Source organism: Exiguobacterium sp. SH3S3 (genome assembly GCF_004337115.1).
Lineage (GTDB): Bacteria > Bacillota > Bacilli > Exiguobacteriales > Exiguobacteriaceae > Exiguobacterium > Exiguobacterium aurantiacum_A.
The window spans coordinates 299880-317162 of record NZ_SJUU01000001.1; the positions used below are offsets into that span (position 1 = coordinate 299880).

General features: G+C 55.4%; 20 protein-coding genes. 19 read left to right on the top strand and 1 reads right to left on the bottom strand.

Going from position 1 to position 17283, the window contains the following annotated elements; genetic code table 11:
• From aroC to EVJ28_RS01570, 12 genes are all read left to right on the top strand, one after another.
• On the top strand, window positions 1-1164 hold the full coding sequence (gene aroC, locus EVJ28_RS01515) for a chorismate synthase (RefSeq protein ID WP_131465238.1): 1164 nt from the start codon (window positions 1-3) through the stop codon (window positions 1162-1164).
• Window positions 1158-2207: a 3-dehydroquinate synthase gene (locus EVJ28_RS01520; protein ID WP_131456128.1), complete on the top strand. Its 1050-nt coding sequence runs from the start codon at window positions 1158-1160 to the stop codon at window positions 2205-2207. Before aroC ends, EVJ28_RS01520 begins: the two co-directional genes overlap by 7 nt.
• Window positions 2207-3457, top strand: coding sequence for a 3-phosphoshikimate 1-carboxyvinyltransferase (aroA, locus tag EVJ28_RS01525; RefSeq protein ID WP_131456125.1), 1251 nt, complete (start codon window positions 2207-2209; stop codon window positions 3455-3457). Before EVJ28_RS01520 ends, aroA begins: the two co-directional genes overlap by 1 nt.
• A 35-nt stretch (window positions 3458-3492) precedes the next feature.
• On the top strand, window positions 3493-4764 hold the full coding sequence (locus tag EVJ28_RS01530; RefSeq protein ID WP_131487848.1) for a tetratricopeptide repeat protein: 1272 nt from the start codon (window positions 3493-3495) through the stop codon (window positions 4762-4764).
• A 24-nt stretch (window positions 4765-4788) separates the two neighbouring features.
• Entirely contained in the window at window positions 4789-5322 is a 534-nt protein-coding gene (locus EVJ28_RS01535; protein WP_016509965.1) for a ReoY family proteolytic degradation factor, read from the top strand.
• A 166-nt stretch (window positions 5323-5488) separates the two neighbouring features.
• A complete protein-coding gene (locus EVJ28_RS01540; RefSeq protein WP_236634004.1) occupies window positions 5489-5929 on the top strand; it encodes a DUF2487 family protein in 441 nt (146 codons plus the stop codon).
• A 110-nt stretch (window positions 5930-6039) separates the two neighbouring features.
• Complete coding sequence (locus EVJ28_RS01545) at window positions 6040-6543, top strand: QcrA and Rieske domain-containing protein (protein ID WP_131465232.1); 504 nt, start codon at window positions 6040-6042, stop codon at window positions 6541-6543.
• A 16-nt stretch (window positions 6544-6559) separates the two neighbouring features.
• A complete protein-coding gene (qcrB, locus tag EVJ28_RS01550) occupies window positions 6560-7231 on the top strand; it encodes a menaquinol-cytochrome c reductase cytochrome b subunit (RefSeq protein WP_016509980.1) in 672 nt (223 codons plus the stop codon).
• Window positions 7232-7264: 33 nt separating this feature from the next.
• Window positions 7265-8059 (top strand): menaquinol-cytochrome c reductase cytochrome b/c subunit, encoded by a 795-nt coding sequence (locus EVJ28_RS01555; RefSeq protein WP_070327424.1) that lies wholly within the window; start codon window positions 7265-7267, stop codon window positions 8057-8059.
• Between the two features lie 88 nt (window positions 8060-8147).
• A complete protein-coding gene (locus tag EVJ28_RS01560) occupies window positions 8148-8765 on the top strand; it encodes a DUF1405 domain-containing protein (RefSeq protein ID WP_131487849.1) in 618 nt (205 codons plus the stop codon).
• Window positions 8766-8803: 38 nt separating this feature from the next.
• Entirely contained in the window at window positions 8804-9487 is a 684-nt protein-coding gene (locus EVJ28_RS01565; protein WP_070327422.1) for a zinc metallopeptidase, read from the top strand.
• 50 nt (window positions 9488-9537) lie between these two features.
• Window positions 9538-10002, top strand: a complete 465-nt coding sequence (locus tag EVJ28_RS01570) for a GreA/GreB family elongation factor (RefSeq protein ID WP_131487851.1) — start codon at window positions 9538-9540, stop codon at window positions 10000-10002.
• Window positions 10003-10062: 60 nt separating this feature from the next.
• Here the strand turns inward: EVJ28_RS01570 and EVJ28_RS01575 are convergent, their stop codons facing one another.
• Window positions 10063-10938 (bottom strand): YitT family protein, encoded by an 876-nt coding sequence (locus EVJ28_RS01575; protein ID WP_016509982.1) that lies wholly within the window; start codon window positions 10936-10938, stop codon window positions 10063-10065.
• Between the two features lie 113 nt (window positions 10939-11051).
• Here EVJ28_RS01575 and bshB1 point away from each other — a divergent pair, with 113 nt between their 5' ends.
• From bshB1 to panD, 7 genes are all read left to right on the top strand, one after another.
• Window positions 11052-11735 (top strand): bacillithiol biosynthesis deacetylase BshB1, encoded by a 684-nt coding sequence (bshB1, locus tag EVJ28_RS01580; protein ID WP_131487853.1) that lies wholly within the window; start codon window positions 11052-11054, stop codon window positions 11733-11735.
• A complete protein-coding gene (gene bshA, locus EVJ28_RS01585) occupies window positions 11732-12853 on the top strand; it encodes an N-acetyl-alpha-D-glucosaminyl L-malate synthase BshA (protein WP_131456115.1) in 1122 nt (373 codons plus the stop codon). The genes bshB1 and bshA overlap by 4 nt, the downstream gene beginning before the upstream one ends.
• Window positions 12850-13989, top strand: coding sequence for a CCA tRNA nucleotidyltransferase (locus EVJ28_RS01590; protein WP_131487855.1), 1140 nt, complete (start codon window positions 12850-12852; stop codon window positions 13987-13989). The genes bshA and EVJ28_RS01590 overlap by 4 nt, the downstream gene beginning before the upstream one ends.
• Window positions 13962-14924, top strand: a complete 963-nt coding sequence (locus EVJ28_RS01595) for a biotin--[acetyl-CoA-carboxylase] ligase (protein ID WP_131487857.1) — start codon at window positions 13962-13964, stop codon at window positions 14922-14924. Before EVJ28_RS01590 ends, EVJ28_RS01595 begins: the two co-directional genes overlap by 28 nt.
• A gap of 214 nt (window positions 14925-15138) precedes the next feature.
• The gene (panB, locus tag EVJ28_RS01600; protein ID WP_070327416.1) at window positions 15139-15975 is read left to right on the top strand and encodes a 3-methyl-2-oxobutanoate hydroxymethyltransferase; all 837 of its coding nucleotides are present in this window, start codon (window positions 15139-15141) and stop codon (window positions 15973-15975) included.
• Complete coding sequence (panC, locus tag EVJ28_RS01605; RefSeq protein ID WP_131456109.1) at window positions 15972-16802, top strand: pantoate--beta-alanine ligase; 831 nt, start codon at window positions 15972-15974, stop codon at window positions 16800-16802. The genes panB and panC overlap by 4 nt, the downstream gene beginning before the upstream one ends.
• Before the next feature lie 5 nt (window positions 16803-16807).
• Entirely contained in the window at window positions 16808-17191 is a 384-nt protein-coding gene (gene panD, locus EVJ28_RS01610) for an aspartate 1-decarboxylase (protein WP_131456107.1), read from the top strand.
• The last annotated feature ends 92 nt before the right edge of the window (window positions 17192-17283 follow it).

Below are 17283 nucleotides of genomic sequence, written 5' to 3' on the forward strand. Positions count from 1 at the left end.
ATGCGTTATTTGACAGCGGGAGAGTCACACGGACCGGGATTGACCGTCATCATCGAAGGAGTCCCGGCCGGCTTAAGCGTCGACGTCGAGGCAATCAACGGCGAGTTGGCGAAACGTCAGTCGGGCTACGGCCGTGGACGCCGAATGCAAATTGAATCAGACAAAATCGAGGTGAGGGCTGGGGTTCGTCATGGGATGACGACCGGAGCCCCTGTTTCGTTTTGGATTGAAAACAAAGACCATGCGCATTGGCGGAACGTCATGCAGGCAGAGCCGGTCGACGACGAGTTTGAAATCAAGCGCCGGGTCGTGCGGCCTCGTCCGGGACATGCTGACCTTGTCGGCGGTCTCAAGTATGACCACCGAGACCTTCGGGACGTGCTCGAACGTTCGAGTGCCCGGGAGACGGCGGCCCGCGTCGCTGTCGGTGCGCTCAGCAAGCAGTTGCTCGACGCAGTCGGCATGTCGCTCGTCAGCTATGTGAAAGTGATCGGCGGCATCGAGTCCGCGCCGAAGCACTACGCAGCACTCGAAGAACTTCGGACCGTCATCGAAGCGTCACCTGTACGCACGACTGACGAAACGTCCGGTGAAGCGATGATGCGTTTGATTGATGAAGCGAAAGCGGCCGGGGATTCGCTCGGTGGCGTCGTCTGCACCGAAGTGCATGGCGTCATCCCAGGGTTAGGTTCTTACGTTCAATATGATCGCAAGCTCGATGCGGCCATCGCCCGCGCCGTCATGAGCGTCAACGCCATCAAAGGGGTTGCCTTTGGCGATGGATTTGACATGGCGTATCGTCCAGGATCGGAAGTAATGGACCCGATCGCCTATGACGAGTCCGGGTATACGAGACTGAGCAACCATTTAGGCGGTTTTGAAGGAGGGATGACGACCGGGATGCCGATCGTCTGCAGTGCCGTGATGAAGCCGATTCCGACGCTCTACAAACCGCTGCAATCGGTCGATATCGATACGAAACAGCCGTTCCTCGCTCAAATCGAACGAAGTGACGCTTGTGCCGTCCCGGCTGCGTCACTCGTCGTCGAGGCGGTCGTCGCGTTCGAACTCGCGCGTGAGTTGTGTGAGACGTTCGGACACGACACCGTCAAACGAATTCAGTCGCGGGTCGAGTCGTATCGTGAGGAAATCCGGTCGTGGTGACGATTCATGTTGACGCATCAGTCCCTTATGACGTGTCGATTGAACACAGCGACGCCTGGTTGGACCGCGTGGATTATTTCACGGCCTGCTCGACGGTATGGGTCATTACAGACCGGACGGTGGATGCGCTACACGGTAAGGTGTTCAAACAACGCCTAGCCGGCATCCATCCGCAGATCGTTTGGTCGGTCGTCACGCCGGGTGACGGCTCGAAATCACTCGAGACCGTTGAAAAACTCGTGACAGACGGGTTGACCGCACGTTGTGACCGCGACACGCTCGTCGTCGCTTTTGGCGGGGGCATGATTGGGGATTTGGCCGGTTTTCTCGCGAGTGTGTATATGCGAGGGGTCCGTTACATCCAAGTACCGACGACGGTGCTCGCCCATGATTCAGCGATCGGCGGCAAAGTCGCCGTCAACCACCCGTTGTCTAAAAATGCGATCGGTGCGTTTTATCAACCGATCGGTGTGCATTATAACGTGTCCCGTCTCGAGACGCTGAGCAATCGTGACGTCTTGAGCGGGCTCGGTGAGTTGATTAAACATGCTTACTTGTCACGTTACGTCCTCGCTGCTTCATTCGAGGACGAACTGTTTCAGGCGTTGTCCGGTGGTGCGCTAGACTGGGAAATGTGGCTTGCGCGCGGGATTGAAGTGAAACGTGTCGTCGTCGAGGCAGACGAACGGGAACACGGTGTCCGGGCGTGGCTCAATTTTGGTCATACGTTCGGGCACGCTTTAGAGTCGGTCGAACGGTATCGGCTGTCGCACGGGGAGGCGGTGCTGTACGGCATGGTATACGCCTTTCTCGTCGGAGGGGATACGGATCGGGCCAGTAAGCTCGCCGCTTGGATGCGGGCGCGCCGCGTCAGCCCGGTTGAATGGAAACCGTTCGAGACGTATTTGACGGTGATGGGGCTCGATAAGAAAAATCGGGATGGACAAGTCCGTTTCGTGTTGCTCGGTGAAGCGGCTACCGTTGAGGCGGTGCCGTCCGAGCGGCTTGCTGAAGCATACATACAGTTGAAAGGGTGGTTCTGATGGGGTTGAATGGATTGATTCGCGTACCGAGTGATAAGTCGATCACGCACCGCGCGATCTTATTCGGTGCGATAGCGAGCGGGGAGACGGTCGTCATGAATCCGCTCCTTGGGGCAGATTGCCGTTCGACGATCGATGCGGTCCGTAGTCTCGGGGCAAGCGTCGAAGAACTCGACGAGCGGCTCCGGATCGAAGGCGTCGCGTCAGTCGTTCCGGCCACGCTTGACTGCGGGAATTCGGGGACGACGATGCGCCTGCTCTCTGGTCTCGTCTCCGGGTACTCGGGTGAGTTCACGCTCGTCGGAGACGACTCGCTCTCGAAACGGCCGATGCGTCGCATCACCGAACCGCTTCGACAGATGGGGGCCGACATCGACGGCGAATTCGCCCCTGTTCGGATCAAGGGTCGGCGCTTGAGCGGGATCGATTACACGTTACCGGTCGCGAGCGCGCAAGTGAAGTCGGCTGTCCTATTGGCCGGTCTTCGCGCTGACGGGACGACGATTGTCCGTGAACCGATGCTGTCCCGCGACCATACGGAACGGATGTTGCCACTGTTTGGTGGACGCGTCGAGATCACGAACGAAGATGGCGTGCGGACGATCCGGCTATCGCCAAGTCACCTCGACGGGGCGACGGTCGACGTGCCAGCCGACCCGTCGTCGGCTGCTTTCTTCTGGGCTGGGGCCGCCATCGTCCCAAACAGCCGTGTGACGACGACCGACGTCTGTTTGAACGAGACGAGAATCGGCTTTTTACGAACACTTGAGCGCATGGGGGCGAACGTCGAAATCACTCGGCTGCGACCACTCGGGGAAGAGACGGTCGGAGATGTGACGGTGACGACGAGCGAACTTCAAGGGGTGACGCTCGAAGGCGAGGCAATCCCACGACAAATCGATGAACTCCCGCTCTTCGCTCTCGTCGCGTCGCAGGCGTCGAGCCCGTCAGTCGTAAAGGATGCGGGTGAACTGCGTGTGAAAGAGACCGATCGGATCAAGACGGTCGCGAGCGAGCTCGCGGCGCTCGGTGTCGATATCCGCGAGACCGAAGACGGGTTCAGCGTTTTCCCGAGCCGGCTTCAGGCTGGTCATGTGTCCTCGCATTCGGACCATCGTCTATCGATGATGCTACAAGTGGCAGCTTTACTGATCGACGAACCCGTCATCATTGACGGGATCGAAGCCTCTGAAATCAGTTACCCTCATTTTCGTGACGATTTACAACGGCTCGGTCGTGAGATAGAATAACGGCAATACCTGAAAGTGGTAGGAGGAAATTAATTATGTTAGACGAATCAGTGTTAAACCATATAATCGAGATGCTCGAAAAAGGCGAGACCGAGCACGCCTTGGCGCACCTTGAAGCGCTTGAGACAGAAGGCTCGGACGAAGATCGGTTGGCGATTGCCGACTTGTATCTCGAACTTGGCCTCGCCGACCGGGCTGTGAATTTACTAGCAGCACTGTATGTCGACTACGCGGGCAACCCGCACGTGGCGCTGTCGCTCGCTGAAGCGTATCTCGACAGCGACCGGGAAGAAGAAGCGATTGCCGTCCTTGAACCGATCGATGCGAGCGACAAAGAGGCGCACATGAGAAGTCTCGTCTTGTTAGCTGATTTGTATCAATCACAAGGACTTGACGAAGTCGCGGTCAAAAAATTGATGGAAGCGTTACAGGCGAATCCGGACGAGCCGCTGCTCGTCTATGGGCTGGCCGAACTATACGCCTCGATCGGTTCGTTTGAACAGGCGGTACCGCTCTATGCGCGCTTACCGCACTTGCGATTGCCCGAAGAGCTCGACTATCAAGCCGATTACGCCGAAGCACTGACGATGATCGGCTCGTTCGAAGAAGCGCTCGATGAATTCGAGAAGACAGAGAACCGCAATCTGAACACCGTGTTCGGACATGCGATGACGGCCCACCGTATCGGGCGTGATGAGGTCGCCATCAAACAGTTCGAAGAGCTCCGCTTGATGGACCCTGACTTTACATCGCTTTACTTGCCGTATACGGAAGCGCTCGAGGAACTCGGTCGCGTCGATGAAGCGCTCGAAGTGATCGATCAAGGGATCGACCGTGACGACTATAACGATGAGCTGCGCACCGTCAAAGCGAAGCTGTTCTTGAAGCAAGGCCGCACAGACGAAGCGGTCAATGAACTTCGCGAAGCGCTCGCCTTGAACCCGGAATCGCTTCAAGCGACCGAACTGCTGTTGTCAATCTTGTTCGAAGCGGGAGACATGGAAGCCGTGCTCGAGACGATCGATGCGCTCGAGGAGCACTCGACGTCGACGCTCATGACGTGGTACAAGGCGAAAGCCGCCTATGAACTCGAGGACTATGAGCAGGCCGTCAATCTATACACCTCGATCGAACAAGTTTATAAAGAGGACGTGTCATTTTCGACTGAATGGGCTACACTATTGGTAGAAGAAGGACAGCGTGACAAGGCGCAGCGTGTGCTCGAGCAAACCCTTGCGCTCACCGTGGATATGATCGACCGCCAAATTCTCGAAGAGCGGATCGACTTGTTGACGGATCGCGATTAATCAATATAAAGGAGATGGGGTCATATGGTCGAGCGGAAAAAGAATTTTTTAAAGCGATTCCTCGCTCATCATACGCTTCGTAAGCGAGAGGCCAAATGGATCATTGATTATTGGCTTAGACATCCTGAAAAACTTGGGAACGTTCATTTCGTGACGAACGCCTCGGTTTCACCGCGCAGCCTCGTCATGACGGCGTACGGCTTCGAAGGGGAACCGTTCCGTTACCGACGAGGTGACCTCATCACGGTCAATCCGGAAAAGGCGTACCATGACATTCGGCTCCACGACGGGACGATTTATGTCGAACTTAACTTTCAAGGGATGATGATTGATGAGAGTTGGATCGACATCGTCGAGCTCAATCCGTTTGAGCCTGTCGCCGAGATTAAAGACGAAGTGACGAACTCGGCCCAGACGGTCATTCGAGCATCGGTCGCCCAGTTCGAGGAAGAGCGTCTGCTCGTCGAGATCGACGAGGCGCTTGATCGCCGGGACGAGAAGCTGTTTCGTAATTTGACGAGCAAACTTCATCAAGTGAGAGCATCGAAATTATTTTAGAAAAAACAAGCGCTTCCGTTATGGGAAGCGCTTGTTTTTTGGTATATTAATGACGTAGGAATACACAATAATTTCACATTTCGTTCATAACTTTCGAGAGGAAGCGAATGTAGGTACGCTACAATGGACATGATGATGTATGTCTTCTAAAGAGAGGAGGAGGAAGATGAGGTTCGATGGCATGGATGCGTTGAAATCGCTGACCGAACGCCAATACGTCGATACGCTCATCGTCCCACTCGTCGAACTGGCGTTTGATGAGGAGATGGTGCGTAAAGCCGAAAGCTACGAGGTCGTCCAAGCGGTGGCGCTTGAAACCGAACGACAGCTGTCTGGACGGACGATGCTGAATCCGACGCTTAGCTATCTCGATGTCGAGGCCGGGTATGAACTTGTACGCGCAGTCATGACAAAAGCAACGACGGCCGGGTTTACCCACGTGTTGTTCATCTCTTCAGACGTTCGCTTCAAAGCGTTCGAGTTACCGGTTATATTCGTTCCGCCGCTTGCCTTGAAAGGCATGTCGGGGGAGCAGTCGCACACGATGGTCCAAAATTTTGCGACACAAGTCATTACAGAGCTTTCGGGCCGTTGGATGGCGACATGAAGCGGTTGACGTAGAGGTTTTATTGATATACTATTTTGGTGAGTGAGAAATTTTTGTGAAGAATGCATAAAGAATTATGGGGTTATGCACACGAATGAGGGGGGAACGAAATGGCTCAAAATGGGTCAAAAGTCACACGCCGTCAGTTCTTAACGTATACGTTAACTGGTGTAGGTGGCTTTATGGCGGCAACATTGATCAGTCCGATGGTCAACTTTGCGATCGATCCGGTCTTGAAAAAATCGGGTGCGGGCGACAAAGTGAAGGTCATGAGTCTTGACGACATCACGACTGAGCCGCAACGTGTCGACTTTAAAAAACAAACGCAAGACGCTTGGTATGAATTTGAAGAAACACTTTCAGCATGGGTGTTCAAAGACGAGAACGGTGAAGTAATCGCACTCTCTCCTATCTGTACGCATCTTGGCTGTCAAGTAGGTTATGGTGGAGATCCGACAAGACCGTCAGAATTTTTCTGTCCGTGTCACTTCGGGCGTTACGAAAAAGATGGAACGAACATTCCGGGTACACCTCCGACATCACCGCTGGCACGCTATGAAAAAGAAGAAAAAGACGGCTTCCTATACTTGGGCAGTCCAGTCGCACAGTTGTGAGAGGGGGAAATAGTCGATGTTACAAAAAATTTATGATTGGGTCGATGAACGCGTCGACATCACGCCGTTATGGCGCGACATCGCTGACCATGAAGTACCGGAACACGTCAACCCTGCCCATCACTTTTCAGCATTTGTTTATTGCTTCGGCGGTCTGACATTTTTCACGGTCGTGATTCAAATTCTGTCAGGGATGTTCTTGACGATGTACTACGTTCCAGATATCATCAATGCCCACGCATCGGTGTATTATTTACAGAACGAAATCGCACACGGACAAATCGTTCGTGGGATGCACCATTGGGGCGCATCGGTCGCGATCGTCATGTTGTTCTTACACACGCTCCGCGTGTTCTTCACCGGGTCGTATAAGAAACCACGCGAACTCAACTGGGTCGTCGGAGTCCTCTTGTTCTTCGTCGTCTTGGCGCTCGGTCTTACAGGTTACTTGTTACCTTGGGATATGAAAGCGTTGTTCGCAACGAAAGTTACGCTTCAAATTGCCGAAAGTGTTCCTGTCATTGGTGGAATCGCCAAGACCCTTCTCGCCGGTGGTGAGATCGTCGGGGCACGGACGCTCACGAACTTCTTCGCCATTCACGTCTTCTTCTTACCGGCGGCCTTGTTCGGACTCCTCGGAGCCCACTTCCTGATGATTCGTAAACAAGGAATATCTGGACCGCTATAAGCCGATTCGAAGACAAAAAGGAGGAGAAACGATATGCATCGCGGTAAAGGGATGAAATTTGTAACCGACTCTCGAGTAGGAATCGGGAATCGGAAACAAAATATTGCAAAAGACTATTCTGAATATCCAGGACGCACAGAAGCGTTCTGGCCGAACTTCTTGCTTAAAGAGTGGATGGTCGGTTCGGTCTTCTTGATCGGATTCATCGCCTTGACGATCGTCGAGGCAGCACCGCTCCAAAACATCGCCGATCCAACGAACACGTCATACATTCCGTTACCGGACTGGTATTTCTTGTTCTTGTATCAATTGCTCAAGTATCAATTCGCGGCGGGGGACTGGATCCTTCTTGGAACGGTCATCTTGCCTGGGGTCGCGTTCACGGCGCTCTTGATCGCACCGTGGCTCGACCAAGGAATCGAGCGCAGGCCGGCCAAACGACCGGTCGCGATCAGCTTCATGCTGCTCGGGATTCTCTCGATCATGTACTTGACGTGGGAATCTGTTCAAACGACGCATTGGGATCAAGTTCATGAGCAAGGAATCTTAGTCGTACCGGGTGAAGGTCCGGAAATCGACACAGCCGCACCTGGCTATGAGATTTATGCAGCCCAGTCTTGTGTGAACTGCCACGGTCAAAACCTCGAAGGCGGGGCGGCGGCTCCAGGACTCATCGGAACGGCCTACACGGCTGAAGAGATCGCGGAGATCGCGGTCAACGGTGTCGGCACGATGCCGGCCGGTCAGTGGGACGGTTCGGATGAAGACCTCCAAGCCATGTCCGAGTTCCTCGCCTCATACGGTGAAGGCGGCGAAAATAACCAGTAAGCAATCGAGTGTAGTCCCCTATGGGCTACACTCTTTTACTTATCGGTCACGCAAGCTACAATAAAGAAAAAAAGGACGGAATGATTTCATGAACTATACGCTGTTGCTTCCCTTTCTAAAACATAAAGCCGTGTTAACATTCCTCTTCATCGTCAATCTGCTCGGCACGATTTACGGATACGTCTGGTATGAACCGCAGCTTCGCGACACGCCGCTCATCTATTGGCCGTTCGTACCGGACAGCCCGACGGCGTCACTATTTTTCACAATCGTCCTAGCGCTGTGGCTGCTCAAGAAAAGCTCACCGCTCATCGAGACACTCGCCTTCATCACACTCGTCAAATACGGGGTTTGGGCCGTCGTCATGAACGTCTTCTTCCTCATGAATTTAGGAGACGACGCGGATACGTTCATCGTGCTCATGGCTGTCATGCTCATGCTGTCTCATGGTGCGATGGCGGTCCAGGCATTTCTATACGCCCCGTTCATGCGTTGGACCGTGTCGTCGTTCGTCTTGACGCTCATTTGGGTCATCCATAACGACGTCGTCGACTATGTGCTCGGACAATGGCCGCGTTATCCGTCGCTCGCCGAACATATTATGTGGATCGGCTACGGGTCGTTCTGGTTGACGGGAATATGTTTTTTTGTGGGATACCGACTCATCCTGCGCGCTTCGCTTGATAATAAGTTCATAAGAATGTAAAATCGAGATATCAAATATACGCAGAGGTGATATAGAAAATGTCATTAGGTGGCTATATTTTCTATCTCGCACTGATCATGCTCATCCCGTTATGGGCCCAGATGCGAGTGAAAAGTACGTACAAAAAGTTTTTACAACAACCACTTCAAAGCGGTGTCACCGGCGCTCAAGTCGCTGACTTCATCATGAAACAAAACGGTGTGCACGATGTCCGCATCGAGATGGTCGACGGTTTGATGAGTGACCATTACGACCCGACGCATAAAGTCGTCCGCTTGTCGCGCGAAGTGTATCAAGGATCAACGATCTCGTCGGCAGCGATCGCGGCCCATGAGATCGGTCACGTCGTCCAAGACGCGACGGACTATAAGATGATGCGTGTCCGCCATCGGCTCGTGCCGGTCGTGAACATCACGTCAAACTTGTCGTTCCCGCTGCTCATAGGAGGTTTCCTCTTAGGTGCGATGGGACTTGCCCAGCTCGGTGTCGTCATGATGCTCGGGGCGGTCTTGTTCCAACTCGTCACGCTCCCGGTTGAATTTGACGCCTCGAAACGCGCCATGGCCGAACTGACGAGCCACGGGATCGTGACCGCGACGGAAGAGTCAGGTGCCCGTAAAGTGTTGAACGCGGCTGCTTGGACTTATGTCGCAGCGACACTTGTCGCGGTTGCCGAACTGATCCGTCTCGCACTGATCGTCTTTATGCCACGCGATGAATAGAATCGATCCCGTCGACTGACGGGATTTTTTTGTATGAGGAGGGGAATTGTATGGCAAAACCACAGTTGACGAAGTCAGGCCGTCTTCGTCTCATCGAACAGCTCGAGGCGCTCCGCGGAAGCGGTCGGATTGAGGCGCTCGAACGAGTGAAGACGGCGCGCAAATTTTGTGATTTTAGAGAAGACGTGACGTACTTTGAGGCGATCCGGGAACAGGAGCGCATCGAGGCGAAAATTGTTGAACTCGAGCGCGTGCTTGCCGACGCGATGATCGAGGAAGATGCGCCAACGGATCGCGTCGGTTTCGGAGTGGAGGTATGGATCCGGGAACTGCCGGACGGTGAGGACGAGACGTATCGGATCGTCGGTGAGCTCGAGGCTGATTTGGCGAACGGGACGATCTCGGTCTCGTCCCCACTCGGAAGCGGCTTGATCGGAAAACGAGTCGGGGAGACGGCTAGTATCGATTCGCCGGGCGGTGCCCTTTACTTTGAAATCAAACGGATCGAACGATAGAGAGGGCGTCCGCACAAAAAAGACGAACACATCCCCAAATTAGGAATGTGTTCGTCTTTTTTATTTGAGCGGTACGCGATTCTCGTCGAACGTGAATCCTTCGCCGCCGACTTCGTATACGTGATGGAACGTGACGAAAGCGTGCGGGTCGATCTGTTTGACGATCGTCTTGAGGCGGTTGACCTCGTTGCGTCCGACGACGACGTAAATCACTTCGAGCTCTTTATTCGAATAGCCGCCTTTCGCGAGCAGACGGGTCGTCCCGCGGTTCATCGTCGCGTGGATGCCGTCGGCGATGGCGGTCCGGTGGTCGCTGATGATCATCGCGGCCTTACCGGCATACGTGCCTTCCTGCATCGAATCGATGACGCGGGCGCCGATATAGACGGCAAGGAGCGTATACATCGCCTCGCGGATGTCGAGATACGTCAAACTGAGGACGATGACGAAAAAGTCGAACACGAGGAACGTCTTGCCGATCGACCAACCGACGTAACGTTGGACGAGGCGAGCGATAATATCGATGCCCCCGGTCGTCCCGCCGTTGTTGAAAATGATGCCGAGACCGACGCCGATGAACAGACCGGCGAATAAACTCGCGAGCACCATGTCATCGGTCAAATCGATGACGAGGTTCGAGTACTTGGCGATCAGCCCATACCAGAGCGAAAAGCTGAACGTCCCGACGAGCGTATAGATGAACGTCGTCCGCCCGAGCAGCTTGTAGCTGACGAAGAAGAGCGGCAGATTGAGTGCCAAGTTCGTGATCGATGGCGACCAACCGAACAAGCCGCGCAGAATCAACGTGATCCCGGTGAAACCGCCTTCGGCCAAGTTGTTTTGGACGTTAAAATGAAACACGCCGAATGCAAAAATGAATGAACCGATGAGAATAAAGAATATATTGCGAAACCGAATCGGTAATTGTACCGTCATGTGGTTCACCTCCCATCCATAAGCGTACTCGAAAAACCTGTGGATTGCCTACCCTGAACATATGACATTCGACAGTGAGTCCGATATACTTTTCACAGAAGAGGTGATTTTTTATGAAAATAGTAGCAATCGGGGCCCATCCGGACGATATCGAAATCGGGATCGCCGGCATGACGGCCCAGTGGACGGGTGATCACATCTCCGTCCTGTACGTCGATTTGACGCGGGCCGAACTGTCGTCGAACGGCGATGTCGTCACGCGGGCACAGGAAGCGGCGACAGCCGATAGAATTCTTGGCGTCCGTCGCATCAATCTCGGTTTCCCTGACCGTGGCCTGCTCGGGACAGCCGACCAAATTGAAACGCTCGTCCGCTTGATCCGGACCGAACGACCGACGCATCTGCTCTATCCGTACGGCGTCGACCGCCATCCCGACCACGGGGCGTGCGCCCGTCTCGTCGAAGAGGCGCTGTTCAACGCCGGGATTCGCAAATATATGTCCGACGTCCCGGCTTACCGTCCGGACAGCGTCTATCAATACATGATCAACGCCCACGTGCGACCGGACGTCTGCATCGACATCACGGCGACGATCGATAAAAAAGTGGACGCGTTGACGTCATACGCGAGTCAGTTCACACCTGTTGACGGCGTCGACACACCGTTGACCGATGCGTACGTCGACCGCGTCGTCGCGCGCGACCGTCACTTCGGTAGCTTGATCGGCACGGACTACGCCGAAGGGCTCATGACCGTCAAACCGTACGTCGTCACGCGGGCGGGTGAGCTCGCATGAAGCTACGTATCGGAGTACTCTGTTATCCGTCGGTCGGAGGTTCAGGCATCCTCGCGACCGAGCTCGGGATGAAACTCGCCGACCGGGGGCACGACGTCCATTTCATCACGTCGAGCATCCCGTTCCGGTTGAACGCGTATCATCCGAACATCACGTTCCACCAAGTCGAGATCAACCAGTACTCGGTGTTCCGCTATCCGCCGTACGATATCACGCTCGCCTCGAAGATCGCGAGCGTCATCCGTGCGTTCGGCCTCGACGTCATCCACGCGCACTATGCGGTGCCCCATGCGGTTTGTGCCGCGCTCGGGCGCGAGATGGCCGAGAGCAAGACGCCGATCGTCTCGACGCTCCACGGCACCGACATTACGGTGCTCGGGGAAGATGAAGAATTGAAACCGGCGATCCTGTACGGTTTACGCCAGTCGGACGCGATCACGGCCGTGTCCGACAGTTTGAAGCGCGAGACGCTTGAGCGGATCGATGCCAACCTTGAGATCGATGTCATCCATAACTTTATCGACGAATCGGTTTATCAGCCGCAAGCCGAGCCGTCGCTCCGTGAACGTTACGGCTTGTCAGCAGCCGACCGCGTCGTCATCCATATCTCGAACTTCCGGCAAGTGAAGCGGATCGACCTCGTGCTCGAGGCGTTCCAGCGGATGAGCGTCCCGGGCAAGAAGTTGCTCCTCGTCGGTGACGGACCGCTCATGGGGGCGATGCGTCGACTCGTGAGCGAGATGGCGCTCGAAGACAGTGTCATCTTCGCCGGTAAACAAGAACAAGTCGCGGCGTTGTTGTCGATCAGTGACGTCCATCTTCTGTTGTCGGACAAAGAGGCGTTCGGTCTCGTCGCTCTAGAGGCGTTAGCGACAGGCGTCCCATCGGTCGTCAGCGATGCCGGGGGCTTGCCGGAAGTGATCACGGACGGAGCGGACGGTTTTGTCGTCGCGCGCGGCGACGTCACAGCGGCCACGACCGCGCTCGAAGCGATCTTGCTCGACGATGCGCTCCATGCGAAACTGCGTGCCGGCGGTCTCGTGAAAGCGAGACAGTTCGCGTCTAAAGACATCGTCACGCAATATGAACGACTATACGAACAGGTGGTGCGCCGATGACAGAATGGGAATATGCAAAACAAATCATAAAAAAAATCAACGACCACGGGGGCGAGGCGTACATCGTCGGCGGTGCCGTTCGTGACTACGTGCGCGGCACGCTTCCCGACGACATCGATATCGCGACGTCGTTGTTGCCGGAAGACGTCATGAAACTGTTCCCGAAATCGGTCCCGACCGGAATCGATCACGGGACGGTCACGGTCATCCTCGACCATCATCCGTTCGAGGTGACGACGTTCCGTTCGGAAGGGACGTATTCGGACTCGCGACGCCCGGACCACGTCTCGCTCGGCGTCACGCTCGAAGAGGACATGTTGCGCCGCGACTTCACGATGAACGCGATGGCGTTCCATGACGGCAACGTCGTCGACTTGTTCGGCGGCCGGCTCGACCTCGAGGCGCAGATCATCCGGACCGTCGGGAGCCCGTACGAACGGTTCGGGGAAGACGCGCTCCGGATCATGCGCGCGTTTCGGTTCATGTCCCAGCTCGACTTCACGCTCGCTGATGATGTGCGGAGCGCGGCGCGGACGCTCGGCCACAAATTGCAAGACATCGCGATGGAACGCATCGCCATCGAGTTCGAGAAGTTGATGACGGGACCTGCTTACCGCAGGGCGCTGACCGACCTTGTCGAGCTCGGCATCCATCAGTACTTACCGGACGTGTCCAAACAGCTCGTCCGTCGTGTCATCGCCGACAGGCGGGCACCGGTCAACGCGGTCGGAGGCTGGGCGCTATTCGTCTATCACGCCGGGGACATCCGTTGGCTCTCGCCATGGAAGCGTTCGAACGCCTTGAAGCGGGAAGCGGGCGTATTGGCCAACCTGTTCGACTCCGGGCTCGATACGTTCACCGTGTATGAGACGGATCAAGCGACGCTCGAGACGTATTTGCGGATGACCGGGAGCACGGAATCGTCCGACGCCTTGAAACGTATGCTCCCGATCCAGTCACGGCGGGAGCTCCGGTTCGACGGTCGCGATGCGCTACAGGTCGGGGCGAGCGGCGCACGGATCAAGCACTTGCTCGCCGACCTCGAACGGCGCGTCGTCCTCGGCGAGTTAGCTAACGAGGAACAAACGTTACGAGAGGAGGCGGTCATGTGGCTTCAACGAGAGGAAAGGTCTTAAACTTGCTCCAAGACGGGGCGGTGTGGAGCGGACAGGAATTGGCCCGCCAATTAAATATTTCACGTACCGCCATTTGGAAACATATCGAGACGTTAAAACAAGACGGTTACGACATCGAAACGATCCCGCGTAAAGGGTATCAACTGTTCGGACGGACGGACCGGCTCGATGAACCGGCGTTCGTCTCGTTCCGGCACGGCCGGTTCGGGCAACACGTCTACGCCTACGACCAAGTCGACACGACGCAGCGCATCGCCCACGAACTCGCCCAAAAAGGGGCGCTTGAGGGGACGCTCGTCATCAGCGAAGAACAGACGGCAGGGCGCGGCCAACTCGGGCGCAGTTGGCACAACCCGAGCCACGTCAATATCGCGGCTAGTATCATCCTTCGTCCGGCGCTGCCGATTCGGGAAGCGTCGAAGCTGACGCTCATGGCGGCGAGCGCTTTCGCCCGGTCGCTAAGGCAACAAGGCGTCCCGGCATTTATCAAATGGCCGAACGACCTTCTCGTGAACGGGAAGAAGATCGGCGGGATTTTGACCGAGATGCAAACTGAAGGCGACCGCATCCAAGCCGTCATCCTCGGCTTCGGATTGAACGTCAATACGGAGTCGATCCCGACTGACCTGGTTCACCGGGCGACGTCGATCAAATTGGAGACCGGCGTCGCGTTGCGCCGCAGTGAAGTGCTCGCCGATCTATTGGCCGAGCTCGAGGCCGAATATGACGCGTTGCTCGAATCCGGGTTCGGCCCGGTCCGCGACAACTGGCTAGAGCACGCCGCTTATTTGAATGAAGAAGTGACGTTGACCGCCTCGGGGGAGTCTAAACGCGGTATCGTGCGCGGCATCTCAGAACAGGGGGCGCTCCTGCTCGAGCGTCATGGTGCCATCGAAGCCATCTATTCCGCTGAAATCGCAGTCTGGAATGATTGATGGAAACGTATTCGTGGTCTATAATGAACGTGTCGGACGCTATCGCAAGAAGTGTACCGGAATTGCAGACCGTCGTTTTAGTTAATTGTCTGCCTTGATCATTTTGACAGGGACAGAAGGACACTCAACCTTGAGTTTGTTTTCGTGCGCCTTCTTGCCAATCGTGTAAGAAGGCGTTTTTCCTTTCCTGTCTCCACATTTAGGAGGAGAACATATGCATACGATGACTTCATTATTGAAAAAGATGAAGCAAGAAGAGAAGTTGGTCATGTTGACCGCTTACGATTATCCGTCGGCGAAACTGGCCGAAGCGGCGGGAGTGGACATCATCCTCGTCGGAGACTCACTAGGAATGGTCGTGCTCGGTTACGACTCGACGATCCCGGTGACGATTCATGATATGGTCCACCATGCCAAAGCGGTGCGCCGCGGGGCGAAGGACACGTTCGTCGTCGTCGATATGCCGTTCGCGACGTATCACGGTGATTTCGACCGAACGCTTCAAGCGGCGGCGACATTGTTCCAAGACGGACATGCCGACGCCATCAAACTTGAAGGGGCGGGCGAAGTGCTCGAGACGATCGAACGATTGACGAAAGTCGGCATGCCTTGTGTCGCCCACCTCGGGCTCACACCACAATCGGTCGGTGTGCTCGAAGGCTATAAGGTCCAAGGGAAGTCACTTGAGGATGCCGAGCAACTGATCAACGACAGCCTCGAGGCCGAACGGGTCGGGGCCAAAATGCTCGTCCTCGAGTGCGTGCCGCATCAACTCGCCAAAAAAATCGCCGAAGCGCTTCACATCCCGGTCATCGGGATTGGTGCCGGTGCCGACGTCGACGGCCAAGTACTCGTCTATCACGACGTCTTGAAGTATGGGGTCGACCGTCTCCCGAAATTCGTCGAGGCTTACGCCGATGTGAACGCGGTCGCGACGAGTGCCATCGGCTCTTACGTTCAAGCGACGAAAGACGGCTCGTTCCCGCTCGAACGCCACACGTTCACGATGGATGAGACGCTGCTCGACACGTTGTACGGTGGCAAAGCATGAGGATCGTCACCGATCCGATGTCGTTACGTGAAACTCTGTCCGACGGGTTGACCGTCGGCTTTGTGCCGACGATGGGTTACCTGCATGAAGGACACTTGAGTCTCGTCGAGGCGGCCAAACGCGAGAACGATCGCGTCGTCATGAGCATCTTCGTTAATCCGACCCAATTTGGGCCGAATGAAGACCTTGATCGTTATCCGAGAGATTTTGAACGGGACGAACAGTTGGCGCGAGAAGCGGGGGTAGACGTACTATTTTATCCGGATACCGCGACGATGTATCCGCTCGATATGGCGCGCGTGACGGTGCGTACCGGAGCCGACGTCTTATGCGGCGCCAGCCGGCCCGGTCATTTTGACGGTGTGTTGACGGTCGTCTCAAAACTGTTCAACTTGGTGCGGCCGACGCGTGCTTACTTCGGCTTGAAGGACGCCCAACAAGTCGCACTGATCGAGGGATACGTTCGGGACTATTTCGTGCCGGTCGAGATTATCCGCTGTCCGATCATTCGTGAGGACTCGGGACTCGCCAAGTCGTCGCGTAACGTCTACTTGTCTGAAACGGAACGGATTGACGCGAGCGACATCAATCGAGCACTCATCGAGGCGCGTGACGCGTTGACTGAAGGGGACGCGATCACGTCGGTACAAGAACGGCTCGTCGAACGGCTGTCGGCAATCCCGAACAGTACGATCGACTATGTCGAACTAGTCGACTATCCGACGCTTTCGCACGTGACAGACTCGTCGACAGAACTGTTGATTGCAGTGGCGGTGCAGTTTGAACGCGCCCGCTTGATTGATAATACGATTTGGAAGAGAGGGTGAATCAAATGATTCGAACATTTATGCACGCCAAGCTACACAAGGCGACCGTGACCGAGGCGAATTTACACTACGTCGGCTCGATTACGATTGATGAGGATTTGATGGACGCGGTCGGGATTATGGAAAATGAGCACGTCCACATCACGAACAACCATAACGGCGCCCGCATTGAGACATACGTCATCAAGGGTGAGCGCGGTTCAGGCGTCATCTGCCTAAACGGGGCGGCGGCCCGCCATTTCCAAGTCGGCGATGTCGTCATCATCATGGCCTACGGTCAGATGACGGCTGAAGAGGCGAGATCGTATCGTCCGAAAGTTGCGGTGTTGAACGATCGCAACGAAGTCGATCAACTGTTATATGAAGAAATCGCACATACGATTCTATGAACAGAGCGGGGATGCCCTTAGAGGCAACCCCGTTTTTTCGTGCATCGTTCTATGGTAAGATGAGACAGACAGAAAGAGACAGAAAGCACGAG